This is a genomic window from Epibacterium sp. Ofav1-8 (assembly GCF_022348185.1).
GTDB lineage: Bacteria > Pseudomonadota > Alphaproteobacteria > Rhodobacterales > Rhodobacteraceae > Epibacterium.
Window position 1 is genome coordinate 265,360 of sequence record NZ_JAKRFD010000005.1, and the last position, 17,174, is coordinate 282,533.

At 61.5% G+C, this 17,174-nt stretch carries 19 protein-coding genes; 13 read left to right on the forward strand and 6 right to left on the reverse strand.

The annotated features are described in order from the left end of the window. Nucleotides 1-102 precede the first annotated feature (102 nt). Nucleotides 103-285 (forward strand): hypothetical protein, encoded by a 183-nt coding sequence (locus MHM97_RS10465; RefSeq protein WP_239322309.1) that lies wholly within the window; start codon nt 103-105, stop codon nt 283-285. Between the two features lie 90 nt (nt 286-375). On the opposite strand, the gene hemH is transcribed toward MHM97_RS10465, so the two are convergent. Together hemH and MHM97_RS10475 are read right to left on the reverse strand one after the other, a co-directional pair. Then, nucleotides 376-1,437: a ferrochelatase gene (hemH, locus tag MHM97_RS10470; RefSeq protein ID WP_239322310.1), complete on the reverse strand. Its 1,062-nt coding sequence runs from the start codon at nt 1,435-1,437 to the stop codon at nt 376-378. A 110-nt stretch (nt 1,438-1,547) separates the two neighbouring features. Beyond that, nucleotides 1,548-2,381 carry a class I SAM-dependent methyltransferase gene (locus tag MHM97_RS10475; protein ID WP_239322311.1) on the reverse strand — a complete coding sequence of 278 codons (834 nt, stop codon included), beginning with the start codon at nt 2,379-2,381 and terminating at the stop codon, nt 1,548-1,550. Between the two features lie 11 nt (nt 2,382-2,392). Here MHM97_RS10475 and MHM97_RS10480 point away from each other — a divergent pair, with 11 nt between their 5' ends. From MHM97_RS10480 to MHM97_RS10495, 4 genes are all read left to right on the forward strand, one after another. Continuing rightward, a complete protein-coding gene (locus tag MHM97_RS10480; protein ID WP_239322312.1) occupies nt 2,393-3,124 on the forward strand; it encodes a double zinc ribbon domain-containing protein in 732 nt (243 codons plus the stop codon). A 71-nt stretch (nt 3,125-3,195) separates the two neighbouring features. After that, on the forward strand, nt 3,196-3,453 hold the full coding sequence (grxC, locus tag MHM97_RS10485) for a glutaredoxin 3 (RefSeq protein ID WP_239322313.1): 258 nt from the start codon (nt 3,196-3,198) through the stop codon (nt 3,451-3,453). A 4-nt stretch (nt 3,454-3,457) separates the two neighbouring features. Beyond that, entirely contained in the window at nt 3,458-4,291 is an 834-nt protein-coding gene (locus MHM97_RS10490; protein WP_239322314.1) for a carbon-nitrogen hydrolase family protein, read from the forward strand. Further along, a complete protein-coding gene (locus MHM97_RS10495; protein ID WP_239322315.1) occupies nt 4,291-4,731 on the forward strand; it encodes a MarR family winged helix-turn-helix transcriptional regulator in 441 nt (146 codons plus the stop codon). Before MHM97_RS10490 ends, MHM97_RS10495 begins: the two co-directional genes overlap by 1 nt. Before the next feature lie 299 nt (nt 4,732-5,030). Here MHM97_RS10495 and ubiG read toward each other — a convergent pair whose 3' ends face one another. After that, complete coding sequence (gene ubiG / locus MHM97_RS10500; protein ID WP_239322316.1) at nt 5,031-5,774, reverse strand: bifunctional 2-polyprenyl-6-hydroxyphenol methylase/3-demethylubiquinol 3-O-methyltransferase UbiG; 744 nt, start codon at nt 5,772-5,774, stop codon at nt 5,031-5,033. Nucleotides 5,775-5,824: 50 nt separating this feature from the next. Between ubiG and pip the strand changes: the two genes are divergently transcribed. The 8 genes from pip to infB all read left to right on the forward strand — a co-directional run bounded on the left by pip (nt 5,825) and on the right by infB (nt 14,569). Next, nucleotides 5,825-6,805 (forward strand): prolyl aminopeptidase, encoded by a 981-nt coding sequence (gene pip / locus MHM97_RS10505; RefSeq protein WP_239322317.1) that lies wholly within the window; start codon nt 5,825-5,827, stop codon nt 6,803-6,805. Beyond that, the gene (locus MHM97_RS10510; RefSeq protein ID WP_239322318.1) at nt 6,802-7,659 is read left to right on the forward strand and encodes an ABC transporter substrate-binding protein; all 858 of its coding nucleotides are present in this window, start codon (nt 6,802-6,804) and stop codon (nt 7,657-7,659) included. Before pip ends, MHM97_RS10510 begins: the two co-directional genes overlap by 4 nt. Before the next feature lie 95 nt (nt 7,660-7,754). Next, the gene (locus MHM97_RS10515; protein ID WP_239322319.1) at nt 7,755-8,288 is read left to right on the forward strand and encodes an RNA polymerase sigma factor; all 534 of its coding nucleotides are present in this window, start codon (nt 7,755-7,757) and stop codon (nt 8,286-8,288) included. After that, on the forward strand, nt 8,285-9,031 hold the full coding sequence (locus MHM97_RS10520) for an anti-sigma factor family protein (protein WP_239322320.1): 747 nt from the start codon (nt 8,285-8,287) through the stop codon (nt 9,029-9,031). The genes MHM97_RS10515 and MHM97_RS10520 overlap by 4 nt, the downstream gene beginning before the upstream one ends. Before the next feature lie 145 nt (nt 9,032-9,176). Further along, on the forward strand, nt 9,177-9,788 hold the full coding sequence (gene rimP, locus MHM97_RS10525) for a ribosome maturation factor RimP (RefSeq protein ID WP_239322321.1): 612 nt from the start codon (nt 9,177-9,179) through the stop codon (nt 9,786-9,788). Next, entirely contained in the window at nt 9,788-11,404 is a 1,617-nt protein-coding gene (gene nusA / locus MHM97_RS10530) for a transcription termination factor NusA (RefSeq protein ID WP_239322322.1), read from the forward strand. Before rimP ends, nusA begins: the two co-directional genes overlap by 1 nt. Before the next feature lie 28 nt (nt 11,405-11,432). Further along, a complete protein-coding gene (locus tag MHM97_RS10535) occupies nt 11,433-12,050 on the forward strand; it encodes an RNA-binding protein (protein ID WP_239322323.1) in 618 nt (205 codons plus the stop codon). Between the two features lie 8 nt (nt 12,051-12,058). After that, on the forward strand, nt 12,059-14,569 hold the full coding sequence (infB, locus tag MHM97_RS10540; RefSeq protein ID WP_239322324.1) for a translation initiation factor IF-2: 2,511 nt from the start codon (nt 12,059-12,061) through the stop codon (nt 14,567-14,569). A gap of 75 nt (nt 14,570-14,644) precedes the next feature. On the opposite strand, the gene mutT is transcribed toward infB, so the two are convergent. The 3 genes from mutT to MHM97_RS10555 are packed head-to-tail and all read right to left on the reverse strand — an operon-like array spanning nt 14,645 to nt 17,164. Next, nucleotides 14,645-15,055, reverse strand: coding sequence for an 8-oxo-dGTP diphosphatase MutT (gene mutT, locus MHM97_RS10545; RefSeq protein WP_239322325.1), 411 nt, complete (start codon nt 15,053-15,055; stop codon nt 14,645-14,647). Beyond that, nucleotides 15,052-16,278, reverse strand: a complete 1,227-nt coding sequence (argJ, locus tag MHM97_RS10550) for a bifunctional glutamate N-acetyltransferase/amino-acid acetyltransferase ArgJ (protein WP_239322326.1) — start codon at nt 16,276-16,278, stop codon at nt 15,052-15,054. The genes mutT and argJ overlap by 4 nt, the downstream gene beginning before the upstream one ends. A gap of 34 nt (nt 16,279-16,312) precedes the next feature. Continuing rightward, nucleotides 16,313-17,164, reverse strand: a complete 852-nt coding sequence (locus tag MHM97_RS10555) for a peptidylprolyl isomerase (protein ID WP_239322327.1) — start codon at nt 17,162-17,164, stop codon at nt 16,313-16,315. Nucleotides 17,165-17,174 lie beyond the last annotated feature (10 nt).

Genomic DNA, 17,174 nt, shown 5'->3' on the forward strand with positions numbered 1-17,174 from the left:
AGCAATTGCAATCCGGTGGGTTTACTGCTTAGAAAAAAACCACGAGGTAAGTCTTGAGTGCGCACATCATATGTGTGCTGTGCGCGTATTCTGGAGGTTAACATGAAGAAACTCGTTATCGCTGCCGCTCTGGTCGCTGCTGCATCCGCTGCATCCGCTGGCTCCCTGGCAGAACCGATCGTTGAAGCGCCGGTTATTGTTGAAGAAGCAACCGGTTCTTCTTCCGGCATCCTGCTGCCGCTGCTGCTGCTGGTCATCGTGGCCGCTGCTGCTGCAAGCAACTAATCGTTGCCCTAAAGAACAAGGAAGGCGGCTGGATCTCCAGCCGCCTTTTTTATTGCCTGCTTGGCCCCATGTCGTGCTGCACAAGGGGGCTCAGTCGAGCCAGCCCTTGAGGTTGTTGCGAATGACGCTCGACAGGGCAGAGATATGCGCGTCGCTGTCATTGAGGCAGGGGATATAGGTGAAGTCCTCACCGCCTGCGTGCTCAAAGCTCTCGCAGATCTCCTCGTTGATCTCTTCCAGCGTCTCGATGCAGTCCGCCGAGAAGGCCGGTGCGATCACCGCGATGTTCTTCTTGCCCTGTTTCGCCAGCTCCGCCACATGTTCGACCGTGTAGGGGCGCAGCCACTCCTCGGGCCCAAAGACCGACTGAAATGTCGTTGTGATCTGTGATTCGTCCCAGCCGAGGCGCTCGCGCAGCAGCCGCGTCGTCTTTTGACATTGGCAGTGATAGGGATCGCCCTGCATCAGGTAGCGCTTGGGCATGCCATGGTAAGAGCAGACCAGAATGTCCGGCGTCTTCTCCATCTTGGCATAGGCGTCCTCGACCGACTTTGCCAGCGCGTCGATGTATTCGGGGTGATCGAAATAGGGTTCGATCGTGCGCGCCGCTGGCTGCCAGGGCTGATCCATCAGCACCCGGAAGAACTGGTCATTTGCGGTTGCCGAGGTCGCGCCAGCGTATTGCGGATAAAGCGGCACAAACAGGATTTTGCGGCACCCGGCGGCGATCATCTCTTCGACCTTCGACTTGGTGGAAGGATTGCCGTAGCGCATGCAGAAATCCACCATCACACGGTCGCCGTAGATCTCTTCCATCGCCTGTGCCATGGCCTTGGTCTGGTCCTTGGTGATCGTCATCAGCGGGCTTTCGCCTTTGTCGTGATTCCAGATCGACTTGTAGGCCTCACCAGAGGCAAAGGGGCGCTTGCTGAGGATGATCAGCTGCAACAGCGGCTGCCATTTCCACGACGGATAGTCGATCACCCGCTTGTCCGAGAGAAACTCGTTCAGATAGCGGCGCATCGGCCAGTAGCTGTAGTGATCCGGAGTGCCGAGATTGGCCAGCAGAATCCCGACCTTTTCCGCCTTGACCGGCGGGTGATCCGCGGGCGCATGGTCAGGGCGGGTCGCAGGTGAGGTCGCATCCAGCATGGGCAAGTGTCCTGTGTCTCGGAAAAATAGATGTTTCGTCGATTGTTACGTCGGTACGGTGGGAAAGGCCAATTGGATCATCTCACTGCGACCATTGGCTCAGGTTATCATCACGTCTCGGGCAGTTTGGTTTCCGGCACCTTCAGCGCATCCGCAAGCCGCGCCTTGGCGGAGCCGGGACGCAGGGGCTGCGGTTGACTGTCGGCGGGGGACCAGCCGGTGAGGCATACGAGTTCGAAGGTTGCCGCCAGCGCGCCCTCCGGTGTGGCGAAATTCTGAGCATAGATGTGATCGGCAAGCGTGAACACTGCACGACGGGTGGGGCTGCGCAGCCTCTCGGTCAGCGTGTTGGTTTCCCCCATATCGCGCAAATCCCGCATCAGATGTGAAAGGTCGCGGTACTGGACCGTCAAGGGCACAAGATCTGCGACCGGCAGGGCAAACCCCGCCCGTTGCAGCAACCCGCCAAGATCACGGATTTCACCCATGGGCGCGACTCTTGGGGACAGACCGCCGCTGACATAGGTCTCTGCCTCCGCAAGGGCACTGCGCAGCTCGTGCAGGGTCTGACCGCCCAGAGTCACGACCAGCAGCAAGCCATCCTCCTTTAGCGCGCGCCGACACTGGATCAACTGCCCGACCGGGTCATTGGCGCAATGAAGCGCCATCACATGGATCACCAGATCATGCGCCTGCGGGTCCAGATCCAGCATGTCGTCATCCGAGATGATCTTTGCCTCCGGCAGCAGGTCCGCCCAGGGCTCCGCAAAAGGCGCAACAATCGCGGGTTTGGTAAAGACTCTCTTAACCATGCTGAGCCGATCCTCGATCTCGTCTCTGGCCAAGTCGTGCAGGAACATCGCCTCCGGTTTGCGCCGGGCGCGACGCAGTTTCAGCGCCTCTCGGTCAAAGATCTGGGGATGAGCCATCGGTTCTTTTGTCATGAGGTGTACCTATGACGTTGCGGGCACGGATTCAAACGGCAGTTTCACTGGTCTACCCCGCGCGCTGTCTGAACTGCGGCGGGTTGGTCGAGAGCGATTTTGGCCTGTGCAGCGCCTGCTGGCGTGACACCTCGTTTATTTCCGGGTTGGTCTGCGATTCCTGCGGCGCCCCCCTCCCCGGAGAGGCCGACGACCAGATTGTGCAGTGCGACGCCTGCCTGCGGACACCACGGGAATGGAGCCAGGGCCGCGCCGCGCTGCTCTATGGCGGGCAGGGGCGTCGATTGGTGCTGGCACTGAAACACGGCGACCGAACCGATCTGGCGCGGCCCGCCTCATCGTGGATGGCGCGCGCGGCGCCGGAGCTTCTGGCGGACAAACCCCTGGTGGTGCCGGTACCGCTGCATTGGACGCGCCTTCTGCGCCGACGCTACAATCAATCCGCGCTGCTGGCGCAGGCACTCGCGGCGCGCGAAGGCTGTGACTGCTGCCCGGATGCGCTGGTGAGGGTCACCAAGACACCGATGCTCGAGGGCCGCAGCCGGGAAGAGCGGATGATGCTTCTGGATGAGGCCATCCGGCCCAACCCGCGGATGACGTCGCGCCTCGATGGGCAGCGGGTGTTGCTTGTGGACGACGTGATGACCAGCGGATCGACGCTGTCTGCCTGCGCGCGGGCCTGTGTCGCAGCGGGTGCCGCGAAGGTCAGCGTCCTTGTTCTCGCACGGGTCACGGCGGCGTGAAATCTCTGGCAATGCTTGATAAAAACACCCACATGCCGCAAAACCCATGAGCAATGCCTACGGAGCCCCCTATGAAACCGGTCGAAATCTACACTTCTCCCCTTTGCGGTTTTTGCCACGCGGCAAAGCGTCTGCTGAATCAAAAGGGTGTGAGCTTTTCCGAAATTGATGTGCTGGCCGATCCTGATCGCAAGGCGGAGATGATCCAGCGCGCAGATGGGGGCCGCACGGTGCCGCAGATCTTTATCGGCGAAATCCACGTCGGGGGCTGTGACGAGCTTTACGCGCTGGATCGCGCCGGCAAGCTCGACCCGCTGCTGGCGGCCTGAGCAGATGGTGCGGGTTGGCCTCCTTCAGATGTGCTCCTCGGATATGCCCGAGGAGAACCTTGCAACGGCACGCGACATGATCGCCCGCGCCGTTGCCGAGGGGGCGGAGTTTGTCCTGACGCCCGAGGTGACCAACTGCCTGTCCACCAGCCGCACCCATCAGGGCGCGGTTCTGCACCACGAAGGCGATGACCCGACGCTGGCGGGGCTGCGCGAGACTGCTGCGCATCACGGGATCTGGCTCTCTATCGGGTCGATCGGGGTGAAAACAACGGATGTCGACGGCCGTTTCGCCAATCGGCAGTTCCTGATTTCACCCACGGGTGAAATCTCTGCGCGTTACGATAAAATCCACATGTTCGATGTGGAGGTCACGCCAGAGGAAACCTATCGCGAATCTGATGGCTATCGGCCCGGAACGCAGGCGGTGGTCGCTGATGCAGGCTTTGCCAAAGTCGGCATGACCATCTGCTATGATGTTCGTTTCCCCGCGTTGCATCGCCGTCTTGCCAAGGGCGGCGCCGAGATCCTGACCGCACCCGCTGCCTTCAGCCATGTGACAGGTGCTGCCCACTGGCACAGCCTGTTGCGGGCGCGGGCAATCGAGACCGGCTGTTTTGTGCTGGCCGCGGCGCAGACCGGGACCCATTCCGCGAGTCGCGGCGCCAGCCGCCAGACCTACGGCCACTCCCTGGTGGTTGCGCCCTGGGGCGAAGTGCTGGCCGATGCGGGCACCGATGTCGGGGTGATCTGCGTTGACCTTGATCTTGAAGCGGTGAAAAAGGCGCGCAAACGCGTACCTTCGCTGACTCATGACCGGGAGTTTGATGGACCCTGATGGACGAGAACCATTCCCTTGCCATTTCGCTGTTCAGCGAAATCCTGATGGCGGACCAACTGGCCCGTGCCCGGCTTGGGAAAGCCTTGCCCAAGGGGATGGAGCTGTCGCATTTCTCCGTTCTCAATCATCTTGCGCGCGCCGGTTTGGAGCGCTCTCCGGCACAGCTGGCAAAGGCATTTCACGTCACCCGTGGCGCTATGACCAACACCATCAACAAGCTTGAGGTGGCGGGCTATGTGCATGTGCGCCCCGACTGGGACGATGCGCGTCGCAAGATGGTCGCGATCAGCCCGGCCGGCCGCAAGGCACGCGACTCGGCGCTGGCATCGATCATTCCGATGATTTCAGAAGTCGTGACAGAGCTGGGCGGGGACCGGGTGCGCGCGGCGCTGCCGATCCTGCGCGAGTTTCGCGGCAAACTGGAAACCGAGGATTGACGCCGAGCCTGATCGGGAGCGGACCCCAAAAAAAGAGCGCCGGGAAATTCCGGCGCTCTTTTCTATTCAGGGGCCGTGAGTGGTGTGAGTGCGTCCCCAAGACTGTCATTCGAGTGTCCATGCGACCTGCGCGGTGTGAACGCCTGTCGCGATCGAATGTCTTTCGAGAGTATGCATCCGCGGGTCAAAGCACAATCGCGCGGAAGGATGAGCACCTATACTAAAGTATAGCGCACCTCGATTATCAGGCGTCGCAAGGGGATGGAGATGCGCTGCGCGGACCCCGCGGCGCAAACAGATCACGGTTTTATGCTTGCGGTGACGTAGTTTACGCTGAGGTCACGATCAGAGATCGACCATTTCCAAAGCAGTGGATTAAAGACGAACCCCTTGCGGTCCACAGGCCTCAGGCCGGCCTGTTCCAGCAGGCCGAACAGCTCATCCGGGGTTATGAACTTTGACCACTCATGCGTTCCGCGCGGCAGCCAGCGCATTACCACCTCGGCGCCAAAAATGGCCATGGCGTAGCTCTTGGGGTTGCGATTGATGGTGGAGCAGATCTGCAGGCCACCCGGCTTCAGGAGCTTTTGCGTCGCGGTCAGATAGCTGAGCGGATCGGCGACATGTTCCACCACTTCCATATTGAGCACCACGTCGAAGGTCTCACCAGCCTCGGCCAGGGCTTCGGCGGTGGTGTGGCGGTAGTCGATCTCCAGCCCGGATTGTTCGGCATGGATGCGGGCGACGGGCAGGTTGCCTTCGGCCGCATCGGCCCCGACCACGGTGGCCCCCAGACGGGCCATCGGCTCACTCAGCAGGCCGCCCCCGCAGCCGATGTCGAGGACGCGCAGCTCTGAGAACGGTGCCTCAGCACTCAGGTCGCAATCAAATTCGCCCGCGATCTGGTCTGTGATATAGTCCAGACGACAGGGGTTGAGCATATGCAGGGGCTTGAATTTTCCGTTGGGATCCCACCATTCAGCCGCCATCGCTTCGAACTTGGCGATTTCGGAGGGGTCTACCGTGGACTGTTGCGCTTGCATTCCTGTCTCCGTGTGTTTTCTTGTGGGTTCAGTTGTTAGCTAGGTCAGTAATGGACAAATACCCGGATCAAAAGCGCGCAGTGCAGTTTCTCTACCCGCCGATCGAGCCTTTCGATCAGCGAATGCTGGATGTGGGGCAGGGGCACCGGATCTATCTGGAGCAATGTGGCAATCCGGACGGGATTCCGGTGATTGTCTGCCATGGCGGCCCCGGTGGCGGCACCAGCCCCGCAATGCGGCGTTATTTCGATCCGAGCATTTATCGCGTCATCCTGTTCGACCAGCGCGGCTGTGGCCGCTCGCGTCCGCATGCGTCTTGCGAGGACAATACCACCTGGCATCTGGTGGCAGACATGGAGATGATCCGCGAGCTTTTGGACATCGATGCCTGGATGCTGTTCGGCGGCAGCTGGGGCGCGACGCTGGCGCTGGTCTATGCGCAGACCCACCCGGAGCGCGTCACGCATCTGATCCTGCGCGGCGTGTTCCTGATGACGCAGGCGGAGCTGAGCTGGTTCTATGGTGGCGGGGCTGGGAAATTCTGGCCAGAGACCTGGGCAAAGTTCACGGATCTCATCCCCGAGGATGAGCAGAGCGATCTGATCACCGCATACAACAGGCGCTTGTTCTCCGGGGATCGCGAGGAGGAAATCCGGTATGGGCGTGCGTGGTCGGCGTGGGAGAATGCGCTCGCCTCGGTCTATTCGAACGGCGTATCGGGAGAGAGCCCCGGCGATTACGCGCGTGCGTTTGCCCGTCTGGAGAACCACTATTTTTCCAATGCCGGTTTTCTCCACATGGATGGTCAGATCCTCGCCAATATGGGCCGGATCGCCCATATTCCCGGCGTCATCGTCCAGGGGCGTTATGACATGATCTGCCCGCCACAATCGGCGTATAGCATTCACCAGACCTGGCCGAATTCGGATCTGATCATGGTGCGTAACGCCGGTCATGCGCTTTCCGAGCCCGGAATCAGTGCCGCGCTGGTCAAGACGATGGATCAGCTGGGCGAGGATCTGCTGTCATGAAGCGGCTGGATCGACGTGCGCTTTTTGCCACCGGTGCCGCAGCTGCGCTGCTGGCTGCCACGGGGGCGGGGTTGGCGCAACATCCCCAGCGGGGCGGGACGCTGCGTCTGGCGGTGCCGCGCGAAGACGATCTGATGTCCCGCGTTGCGCGTGGCGCGGTGTATAACCAACTGACCGAGGTTGCCCCAGATGGCGTGTTGCGCGGTGAGCTGGCGACAGGCTGGCGCAGCGATGATGCCGCGCGCCTGTGGTCGCTGGATATTCGCAGCGATGTGGCGTTTCATGACGGGCGTTTGCTTTCGGGGGCGGATGTTGTGGCCTCGCTGGAGGCGCATGCGGTGCGGGGTGAGCTGCATCTGGAGGCGCTGGATGACATCTTCCTGTCGCCAGAGGGCGCGGTGGTTCTGTCCTTGCGGGAGGGGAATCCACATCTGCCATATCGGCTGGCGGATACCGGCCTGGTGATTGCGCCCGAGGGCGCGGTTGCGATGCCGCTCGCCAGCAGTGTCGGCAGCGGGCTTTATGAGGTCGAGCGGGCGCGTGAGCAGCATCATTTTCGCGCCGCGCGCCGCGCGCATCATTTCAAGGGCGAGCAGGCCGGATGGTTTGATGCCATCGAGCTGATTGTGATTCCGGATTCTGCGGTCCGGGCAGAAGCCTTGCGCGACGGCTTTGTCGACGTTGCGACATTGCCGCTGCCGGATGGGCTGCGCGGTCGCGGCAGCTTTCGCTTTCACCCGTCGGAGGGGGATATGGCGCTGGCCGCCGCGCCGCATGTGATGCTGCCGCACCGGGTGTCCTCCCGCGCACCACTGGACGATCACCGGATTGCCGAGCGCTGGTGGATGGCATGAGCGCGCTGGCCAAACAATGAGTTGAGATCGCTCTCGGAATATCGTTAGAGTAGCGCCAATTACCTATGACGTGATAGATTGCGCAGTCCGCAGGAGTGGGATTCATTCTCGGTTTTTTGAAAAAAACGGCGCTTGAAGAGATCCGGGAGGGCATCGCAGCGGTTTATCCGCGGCTCTGGCGTTACTGCCTAGTGCAGACGGGCAAGCGGGATCGGGCGGATGATCTGGCCCAGAACACCTGCCTGCGCGCCATGGAAAAACACGAAAGCTATCAACCCGGTACGCATCTTGATCGTTGGCTTTTCACCATGGCACACCGGCTGTGGCTGAACGAGATCAGGGCGACGGCGGTGCGAACCGGAACCGGGATCGTGGCGCTGGAAGACACCGAGATTGCCGACGGATCTGCGACGTCGGAAGAGAATATTTTCGTCGCTGAAGTGTTTGCCAAGATAGGAGCGCTGCCGGAAGGTCAGCGTGTCGTCGTGCTTCTGGCCTATGTCGAAGGCTTCACCTATCAGGAAACCGCGGACACGCTTGGGATTCCGATCGGGACGGTGATGAGCCGTCTGGCCAGCGCACGCAAGAAGATCGCAGGCGCCCTGTCTGCGGTGGAGGCCGGAGAATGACCGAGGTAAGCAACAGTTTCACCGATGAGGATCTGACCGCCTTTCTCGATGGCGAGGCGGACGCCGCACTTGCGGCCCGGATCGAGGCCGGGCTGGAGAGCGACCCTGCCCTGGTCGCACGTGTGGAAGGGTTGAGCCTGCCCATGGAGACGCTGCGCGCAGCATTCGCGATGGAGCGTATTGCCCCCCCGCCCGCGCCAGCCCTGCCGCGCCCTGCCGCCAATCGCAACTGGCGTCCGATGCAGCTTGCGGCCTCGGTTGTGCTGGCATTGGGAATCGGGTTCGCAGGCGGATATCTGTCGCAACCAGAGCAAGCTGCGCCGGGCTGGATCGATGTGGTGGCCAGCTATCAAAGCCTCTACATGACCGAGACGGTGGAAGAGACCACCCAGGCACCAGAGGTTGCGCTGGGCGTTCTGGAGGATTTCCAAAGCCGGGTCGGCGTGGAGCTTGCGGCGGCCACTGCGGTCGAGGGCGTGGAGTTTCGCCGCGCGCAGGTTCTGGGGTTCAAGGGCAAACCGCTGATGCAAATGGCCTATCTTGGTGAAGATGGGACACCTTTTGCCCTGTGTGTCCTGACCACCACCAATGATGACAGCGCGCCCAATGACCGCATGGCGCAGGGGTTGGCGGCGACGTCTTGGGTCGAAGATGGCGTCGGCTACCTGGTGATCGGCGGGCAGGATCCCGCGCGTACCCGTGCCCTGGCCGACGCCATGAAGCAGCGCCTCGGGCAGGGTTGATCGCCCGCTTCGGAGGAAAGGCTTGCAAAACGGTGACCGCAGGCGTATATCCACGCTCAACAGCGGCGCGTCGGGCTCTGGGCCTGAGGCACCTTTGATTGATTTCGACGGGCCGCAGGCCCGTTTTTTTGTGTTTGGAAGTCTGATGAGCAACGACCTGATAGCCAAAGCCGCGATCGACCGCCGCCTGGCCGAGATCATCACCCCGGTGATCGAGGATCTGGGCTATGAGCTGGTCCGCATCCGGTTGATGTCCGGCAAGACCACGACGCTACAGATCATGGCTGACCGTCCTGATGGCGGCATCGAGGTCGATGACTGTGCGGCGATCTCGAACGCCGTGAGCGCCACGCTTGATGTCGAGGACCCGATTCTCGATGCTTACACGCTGGAGGTCTCGAGCCCCGGCATCGACCGCCCGCTGACCCGCCTGAAGGACTTCGACACGTTCGAAGGCTATGAGGCGAAGCTGGAAACCGCCGATTTGATCGACGGTCGCCGCCGCTTCAAAGGAGAGTTGGCCGGCGTCGAAGAGGATGAGGTTCTCATCAATATCGAGGAACACGGCGAGACCGTGACCATCGGTTTGAAATTCGACTGGCTGAGTGATGCAAAGCTGGTTCTGACCGACGATCTGATCAAGGAAATGCTGCGCCAGCGCAAGGCCGCTGGTGTTCTGAACGAAGACGCCTTTGACGACATCGAGACCGAAGGGTCCGCAGAAGGGACCACAGGGTCCGAAGAGGAGAACAAGTAATGGCTATCACCTCTGCAAACCAGCTGGAGCTGTTGCAAACCGCCGAGGCCGTGGCGCGTGAAAAGATGATCGACCCCGGTCTGGTGGTCGAAGCGATGGAAGAATCCCTCGCCCGTGCCGCCAAGAGCCGCTACGGCAGCGAGATGGACATTCGGGTCTCGATCGACCGCAAGACCGGCAAGGCGACCTTCACCCGCGTGCGCACCGTGGTCGAGGACGAGGAGCTGGAAAACTACCAGTCCGAACTGACCGTGGCGCAAGCCAAGCAGTACATGGAAAACCCCAGCGTCGGCGACACCATCATCGATGAGGTTCCTCCGGTCGAGATGGGCCGGATCGCGGCGCAATCGGCCAAGCAGGTCATCCTGCAGAAGGTGCGCGAAGCGGAGCGGGATCGCCAGTACGAAGAGTTCAAGGACCGCAACGGCACCATTATCAACGGTGTCGTCAAGCGCGAGGAATACGGCAACGTTATCGTCGATATCGGTTCCGGCGAAGGCATCCTGCGTCGCAACGAGAAAATCGGCCGCGAGAGCTATCGCCCCAACGACCGTATCCGCTGCTTCATCAAGGATGTGCGTCGCGAACCGCGCGGCCCGCAGATCTTCCTCAGCCGCACCGCGCCGGAATTCATGGCCGAGCTCTTCAAGATGGAAGTGCCGGAAATCTATGACGGCATCATCGAGATCAAGGCCGTGGCCCGTGACCCGGGCTCGCGCGCAAAGATCGCCGTTGTGTCCTATGACGGCTCGATCGACCCGGTTGGCGCCTGCGTCGGTATGCGTGGCTCCCGTGTGCAGGCGGTTGTGAACGAACTTCAGGGTGAGAAGATCGACATCATCCCGTGGAACGAAGATCAGCCCACCTTCCTTGTGAACGCGCTGCAACCCGCAGAAGTCTCCAAGGTGGTTCTGGACGAGGAAGCCGGCAAGATCGAAGTGGTGGTGCCGGACGAGCAACTGTCGCTCGCCATTGGCCGCCGTGGTCAGAACGTGCGTCTGGCGTCTCAGCTGACCAACCTCGACATCGACATCATGACGGAAGAGGAGGAATCCGCACGCCGTCAGAAAGAATTCGAGGCACGCACCGCGCTGTTCATGGAGACCCTCGACCTGGACGAGTTCTTCGCCCAGCTGCTGGTCTCCGAAGGCTTCACCAACCTCGAAGAGGTTGCCTATGTGGAGCTTGACGAGCTGCTGGTCATTGACGGCGTTGATGAAGGTACCGCCGAAGAGCTTCAGGCGCGGGCCCGTGACTACCTCGAAGCGCAGGCCAAGGCGGCGCTCGACAATGCACGCAGCCTGGGGGCCGAGGACAGCCTTATTGACTTTGAGGGCCTGACACCCCAGATGGTGGAAGCACTGGCGAAGGATGACGTTAAGACTCTCGACGACTTCGCCACCTGCGCTGACTGGGAACTGGCGGGCGGCTGGACCACGGTCAATGGCGAACGTGTGAAGGATGAAGGTCTTCTCGAACCCTTCGACGTGAGCCTTGAAGAGGCGCAAAATCTGGTGATGACGGCACGCATCATGCTCGGCTGGGTGGACCCGGCAGAACTTGAAGCCGATGCCGAAGATCCCGAAGAAGAAGCCGAAGGGGAAACGGAAGCCTGATCGGCTTCCTGACGCCCAGGAGATATGAATGACCCGTGGTGGTGCAGAAAAAACCCGTGCTGACGGGCCGGAACGGAAATGTATCGCGACTGGCGAGACACAGCCCAAGGCCGGGCTGATCCGTTTTGTGCTGGGGCCTGACAATCAGGTCTACCCGGATGTGATGGGAAAGCTGCCCGGTCGTGGTGTCTATGTGACCGCGACGAGGGCTGCGCTGGAACAAGCGGTGAAGAAGAAACTCTTCGCACGCGGGTTCAAGGCGCAGGTCACGGTTCAGGACGGGCTGGTTGACGAGGTGGAGCGTCAGGTGTTGCGCCGCACGGTCGACCTGATCAGCCTTGCCCGGAAATCGGGCGATGCCGTGGGTGGCTATGAAAAGGTCAAGGATTGGCTGGACAAGGAAGAGGCACGGATCTTGATCCAGGCGTCTGACGGGTCCGGGCGAGGGAAGTCGAAACTGAGTACGCCGCACCGCGGCAAATACATCGGATGCATGACGGCAGACGAGCTTGGGATGGCTTTTGGGCGTGAAACTGTCATACATGCCGCGCTCGCCTCTGGTGGACTCAGCCAACGTGTTGTAGAGGAAGCCCAGCGATTGCAGGGTTTGCGCGAAAAGGGCGGCATCGGCCGCACGGAAGGATAAAGAGCTTTATGAGCGATAGTGACGGCAAAAAGACATTGGGTCTTCGTGGTAGCGGGTCTCGGCCCGGCAATGTGAAACAGAGCTTCAGCCACGGTCGGACCAAGAATGTTGTGGTGGAAACCAAGCGTAAGCGCGTGGTTGTCCCCAAGCCGGGCGCAGGCAAAGGCGGCGCCGGTGGCGTTGCTGCCGGCGATGCTTCGCGGCGCCCTGCTGGTATTTCTGATGCGGAAATGGACCGCCGCCTGAAGGCGCTTCAGGCCGCCAAGGCGCGCGAGGCCGAAGAGGCCGCCCAGCGTGAGGCCGAAGAAAAGGCCCGCGCCGAGGAGCGTGAGCGCCGCCGTGCCGAACAGGAGGCCAAGGAGCGCGAACAGCGCGAGGCCGAAGAAAAGGCGCGCCAGAAAGCCGAAGAAGAAGAGCGCAAGCGCAAGGAAGACGAAGAGGCCGCCAAGCGCGCGGCAGCCGAGAAAGCTGCGGCACCTAAGGCTGACAAGGGCGCCGGTGCGCCTGCGGCGGCACGTGGCCCGGCGGGCGGTGCGCCGAAACCGACCACGCAGCCGCGCAAGGCGGAACGCGAACGCGAAGAGCGTGGTCGCGGTGGCAAGGGTCGTGATGACGGCGGACGCCGCTCTGGCAAGCTGACCCTGAGCCAGGCGACTGGCGGCGAAGGCGGGCGGCATCGTTCCGTTGCAGCCATGAAGCGCAAGCAGGAGCGCGCGCGTCAGAAGGCCATGGGCGGCTCGGTCGAGCGTGAAAAGGTGATCCGCGACGTGCAGCTGCCCGAAGCGATCGTCGTGTCCGAACTGGCGAACCGGATGGCAGAACGGGTTGCGGATGTGGTCAAATCGCTCATGAACATGGGCATGATGGTCACGCAGAACCAGACCATCGACGCCGACACCGCCGAACTGATCATCGAGGAATTCGGCCACAAGGTGGTTCGTGTCTCCGATGCTGACGTCGAGGACGTCATCAAGGAGGTCCAGGACAAGGAAGAAGACCTGGAACCGCGTCCGCCGGTCATTACCATCATGGGTCACGTCGACCACGGTAAGACCTCGCTTCTCGATGCGATCCGGGATGCAAAGGTTGTTGCAGGCGAAGCAGGTGGCATCACCCAGCACATCGGTGCGTATCAGGTGACCACCGACAGCGGTGCCGTGCTGTCGTTCCTCGACACCCCCGGCCACGCGGCCTTCACCTCGATGCGCTCTCGCGGGGCGCAGGTGACGGATATCGTGGTTCTTGTGGTTGCGGCGGACGACTCGGTCATGCCGCAGACGATCGAGGCGATCAATCACGCCAAAGCGGCCGAAGTGCCGATGATCGTGGCGATCAACAAGATCGACAAACCCGCCGCCGATGCGAACAAGGTCCGCGCCGAACTTCTGCAACACGAAGTGATCGTCGAAGCGATGTCCGGTGATGTTCAGGACGTCGAAGTCTCCGCCCACACGGGCCAGGGTCTGGACGAACTGCTCGAAGCGATCGCGCTTCAGGCGGAGATCCTGGAGCTGAAGGCGAACCCCGATCGTGCCGCGCAAGGCGCCGTGATCGAAGCACAGCTCGACGTGGGCCGTGGTCCGGTTGCAACCGTTCTGGTTCAGACCGGGACTCTGCGCCAGGGCGACATCTTTGTTGTGGGTGAGCAATACGGTAAGGTCCGCGCGCTGATCAACGACAAAGGCGAACGCGTCAAGGAAGCCGGTCCCTCGGTTCCGGTCGAGGTTCTCGGCCTCAACGGCACCCCCGAAGCGGGCGATGTGCTGAACGTGACAGAGACCGAAGCACAGGCGCGCGAGATTGCCGAATACCGCGAACAGGCGGCGAAGGACAAACGCGCTGCTGCCGGGGCTGCGACGACGCTTGAACAGCTGATGCAGAAGGCCAAGGAAGACGAGAACGTCTCCGAGCTGCCGATCCTGGTCAAAGCGGATGTGCAGGGTTCTGCCGAAGCCATCGTTCAGGCGATGGAAAAGATCGGCAACGACGAGGTGCGTGTGCGCGTGCTGCACTCCGGTGTGGGCGCGATCACCGAAACCGACATCGGCCTTGCCGAAGCCTCCGGCTCGCCGGTCATGGGCTTCAACGTCCGTGCCAATGCCTCTGCCCGCAACACCGCCAACCAGAAGGGCGTGGAAATCCGCTACTATTCGGTGATCTACGATCTGGTGGACGATGTTAAAGCTGCGGCCTCCGGTCTGCTTTCGGCAGAGATCAGGGAGAACTTCATCGGGTATGCCGAGATCAAGGACGTCTTCAAAGTGTCCAACGTCGGCAAGGTTGCCGGCTGTCTCGTCACCGAAGGTGTGGCCCGCCGTTCTGCCGGTGTGCGTCTGCTGCGCGACAACGTGGTGATCCACGAAGGCACGCTGAAGACCCTGAAGCGCTTCAAGGACGAAGTGTCCGAGGTTCAGTCCGGTCAGGAATGCGGTATGGCGTTCGAGAACTACGAAGACATCCGCCCGAAAGATGTCATCGAGATCTTCGAGCGTGAGGAAGTCACCCGCACCCTCGACTGAGGATAGGATGAGACAACAAAAAACCCCCGGCTGGAAACAGCCGGGGGTTTTTGCGTGCTGGGGATGCGGGTGTGTTCAGAGCCAGTCCCGCAGGATCGGGATCAGCGGTATATCCGCGGGGGGCATGGGGTAGTCGCGCAGTTCTTGCGGACGTGCCCATTTCAGCACCTGACCTTCGCGGGCCTGCGGGATGCCTTCCCATTTGCGGCAGGCAAAGAGCGGCATCAGCAGGTGGAACTTTTCGTAGGAATGGCTGGCAAAGGTCAGCGGCGCCAGGCAGCTTGACCAGGTGTTGATGCCCAGTTCCTCTTGAAGTTCACGGATCAGGGCGACCTCGGGGGTTTCGCCCTGTTCGACCTTGCCGCCTGGAAACTCCCACAGGCCGGCCATGGACTTGCCCTCGGGACGTTGCGCCAGAAGGATACGCCCCTCGACATCGATCAGTGCGACGGCAGAGACCAGAACGACTTTTTTCTGATCCGTCATGAGCGATAGTCCGCGTTGATGGTGATGTACTGATGGGTCAGATCGCAGGTCCAGACGGTTGCGGACCCATCGCCAAGGCCAAGATCAACCTTCAGCGTGATCTCGTCCTTCTTCATTTCGGCGGCGCCCAGTTCCTCTTTGTAGGACGGGGCAACCCATCCCTTTTCCGCGACACGTATATCGCCAAAGGAAATCGACAGCAGGTCACGGTCGGCCTTTGCGCCGGATTTCCCGATCGCCATCACCACGCGACCCCAGTTGGGATCCTCGCCGGCAATGGCGGTCTTGACCAGCGGCGAGTTGGCAATGGCCAGGCCATGTACCTTGGCGTCGGCGTCGCTGGCCGCGCCGGTGATCTGGATCTCGACGAATTTGGTCGCGCCTTCACCGTCGCGCACCACCTGATGCGCCAGATCCAGCATGACGCCCCGCAAAGCGGTGGCAAAGGCCGGGTGGTCGGTGGCATCCACACCGGACGCGCCCGTTGCACAGAGCATCAGGCTGTCGGAGGTCGAGGTGTCGCTGTCCACGGTGATGCAGTTGAATGAGGTATCATTCTCTGCCGACAACAGCGCCTGAAGTTTACCTTGATCGTACACAGCATCGGTAAAGATATAGACCAGCATCGTGGCCATATCCGGCGCGATCATGCCCGAACCCTTGGCGATGCCGGCGATCTGCACCGGCGCGCCGTCGATCTCGACCGTCGCGGAGGCCCCCTTGGCAAAGGTATCCGTGGTCATGATGGCCTCGGCAGCCTGTTGCAGCGCGGTATCGGACAGGGCGCCGTGCAGGTCATCCAGCTTTGTCACGATACGGTCGTGGGGGAGCGGTTCACCGATGACACCGGTCGAGGCGGTAAAGACCCGCTCCTGCGGCAGCCCGGTGCGTTGGGCGACCGCAGCGGTGATCTCTGCAACCGAGGTTTGCCCGTAGTGACCGGTAAAGGCGTTGGAATTGCCGGAGTTGACCAGGATGGCCGCACCCTGGCCCGGATCGCCGCCCAGCTTTGCCTGGCAATCCAGAACGGGGGCAGAGCGGGTGGCGGATCGGGTGAAAACACCCGCAACCGCCGTGCCCGGGTCCATCACCGCAAGCATCACGTCGGTGCGGCCCTGATATTTGACGCCCGCGGCAGCCGCGGCAAAGCGCACACCGCCGATCACCGGAAGATCCGGAAACGTTGCGGGCGCAAGCGGTGAACGGGGCAGGGATTTAGCCATCTTGGGCCTCCAGTTGCAAACGCAGGGGGTGGGATCAGTTCTGGATCAGGCTCATGTCGCGCAGCGCCGACGGATCCAGATCTTCGATCTCGGAACGCTCGATCATCGCATTTGCGGTCAGCTGATTGACGCGGTCTTCGACGGCCTGCACCGCCAGTTCCTGCGCGATTTCTTCGCGCACCTCGTCAAAGTCGGGTGCCTCCAGCTTGCGACGCTCATGCAGTTTGATGACGTGCCATCCAAATTCGGTCTGCACCGGGTCGGAGACCTCTCCGGCCCGCATTTCGGTGACTGCGGCCTCGAACTCGGGAACCATGCGCCCGTTTTGAAACCATCCCAGTGCGCCGCCATTGGGTCCGGACGGTCCGGTGGAGGATTCTTTCGCCAGCGATGCGAAGTCCGCGCCGGCATCCAGCTGTTCCTTGATGTCGATCGCGGCTTCTTCCGTCTCCAGCAGAATATGCGAGGCGTTGAACTCGTCGCCGCCGTCGCCGGTGGAATAGCGGGCGTCGTAGGCTTCACGAATCGCGTCTTCGGATTGGGCATTTTCCATGATCGTTTCGATCACCGTCGAGGCCAGAAGCGAGCGTTTCTCGTGCTCTACGCTCAGCCGCACAAGCTCCGGCACATCGCCGTGCAGCTGTTGTTTCAGCGTGGTCTGCTGAATCAGCTGGTCCAGCAGCGCATTGAACAGCACATCGTCCGGAAGGCTTTGGTATTGAGCCGGCAGTTTGGATCGCGCCACAATCATGTGACCCAGAGTGATCTCTTCGCCGTTCACCTTCGCGATGACGGTATTGGCGGTCTGTTCGGCATGAGCGGGTACTGTGAGGCCGAAAACAGTCGCTGCAACGACGCCCCGCAAAAAAGTGAGACCTTTGCGCATGGAAACCTTC

Coding starts and splice junctions, on each gene's coding strand:
- rimP (WP_239322321.1), top strand. CDS start 9,177: ATGAGCAACGACCTGATAGCCAAAGCCGCGATCGACCGCCGCCTGGCC.
- mutT (WP_239322325.1), bottom strand. CDS start 15,055: ATGACGGATCAGAAAAAAGTCGTTCTGGTCTCTGCCGTCGCACTGATC.
- argJ (WP_239322326.1), bottom strand. CDS start 16,278: ATGGCTAAATCCCTGCCCCGTTCACCGCTTGCGCCCGCAACGTTTCCG.
- MHM97_RS10535 (WP_239322323.1), top strand. CDS start 11,433: ATGACCCGTGGTGGTGCAGAAAAAACCCGTGCTGACGGGCCGGAACGG.
- pip (WP_239322317.1), top strand. CDS start 5,825: ATGGACAAATACCCGGATCAAAAGCGCGCAGTGCAGTTTCTCTACCCG.
- grxC (WP_239322313.1), top strand. CDS start 3,196: ATGAAACCGGTCGAAATCTACACTTCTCCCCTTTGCGGTTTTTGCCAC.
- MHM97_RS10475 (WP_239322311.1), bottom strand. CDS start 2,381: ATGACAAAAGAACCGATGGCTCATCCCCAGATCTTTGACCGAGAGGCG.
- MHM97_RS10495 (WP_239322315.1), top strand. CDS start 4,291: ATGGACGAGAACCATTCCCTTGCCATTTCGCTGTTCAGCGAAATCCTG.
- ubiG (WP_239322316.1), bottom strand. CDS start 5,774: ATGCAAGCGCAACAGTCCACGGTAGACCCCTCCGAAATCGCCAAGTTC.
- MHM97_RS10480 (WP_239322312.1), top strand. CDS start 2,393: ATGACGTTGCGGGCACGGATTCAAACGGCAGTTTCACTGGTCTACCCC.
- nusA (WP_239322322.1), top strand. CDS start 9,788: ATGGCTATCACCTCTGCAAACCAGCTGGAGCTGTTGCAAACCGCCGAG.
- MHM97_RS10555 (WP_239322327.1), bottom strand. CDS start 17,164: ATGCGCAAAGGTCTCACTTTTTTGCGGGGCGTCGTTGCAGCGACTGTT.
- infB (WP_239322324.1), top strand. CDS start 12,059: ATGAGCGATAGTGACGGCAAAAAGACATTGGGTCTTCGTGGTAGCGGG.
- MHM97_RS10465 (WP_239322309.1), top strand. CDS start 103: ATGAAGAAACTCGTTATCGCTGCCGCTCTGGTCGCTGCTGCATCCGCT.
- MHM97_RS10510 (WP_239322318.1), top strand. CDS start 6,802: ATGAAGCGGCTGGATCGACGTGCGCTTTTTGCCACCGGTGCCGCAGCT.
- MHM97_RS10520 (WP_239322320.1), top strand. CDS start 8,285: ATGACCGAGGTAAGCAACAGTTTCACCGATGAGGATCTGACCGCCTTT.
- hemH (WP_239322310.1), bottom strand. CDS start 1,437: ATGCTGGATGCGACCTCACCTGCGACCCGCCCTGACCATGCGCCCGCG.
- MHM97_RS10490 (WP_239322314.1), top strand. CDS start 3,458: ATGGTGCGGGTTGGCCTCCTTCAGATGTGCTCCTCGGATATGCCCGAG.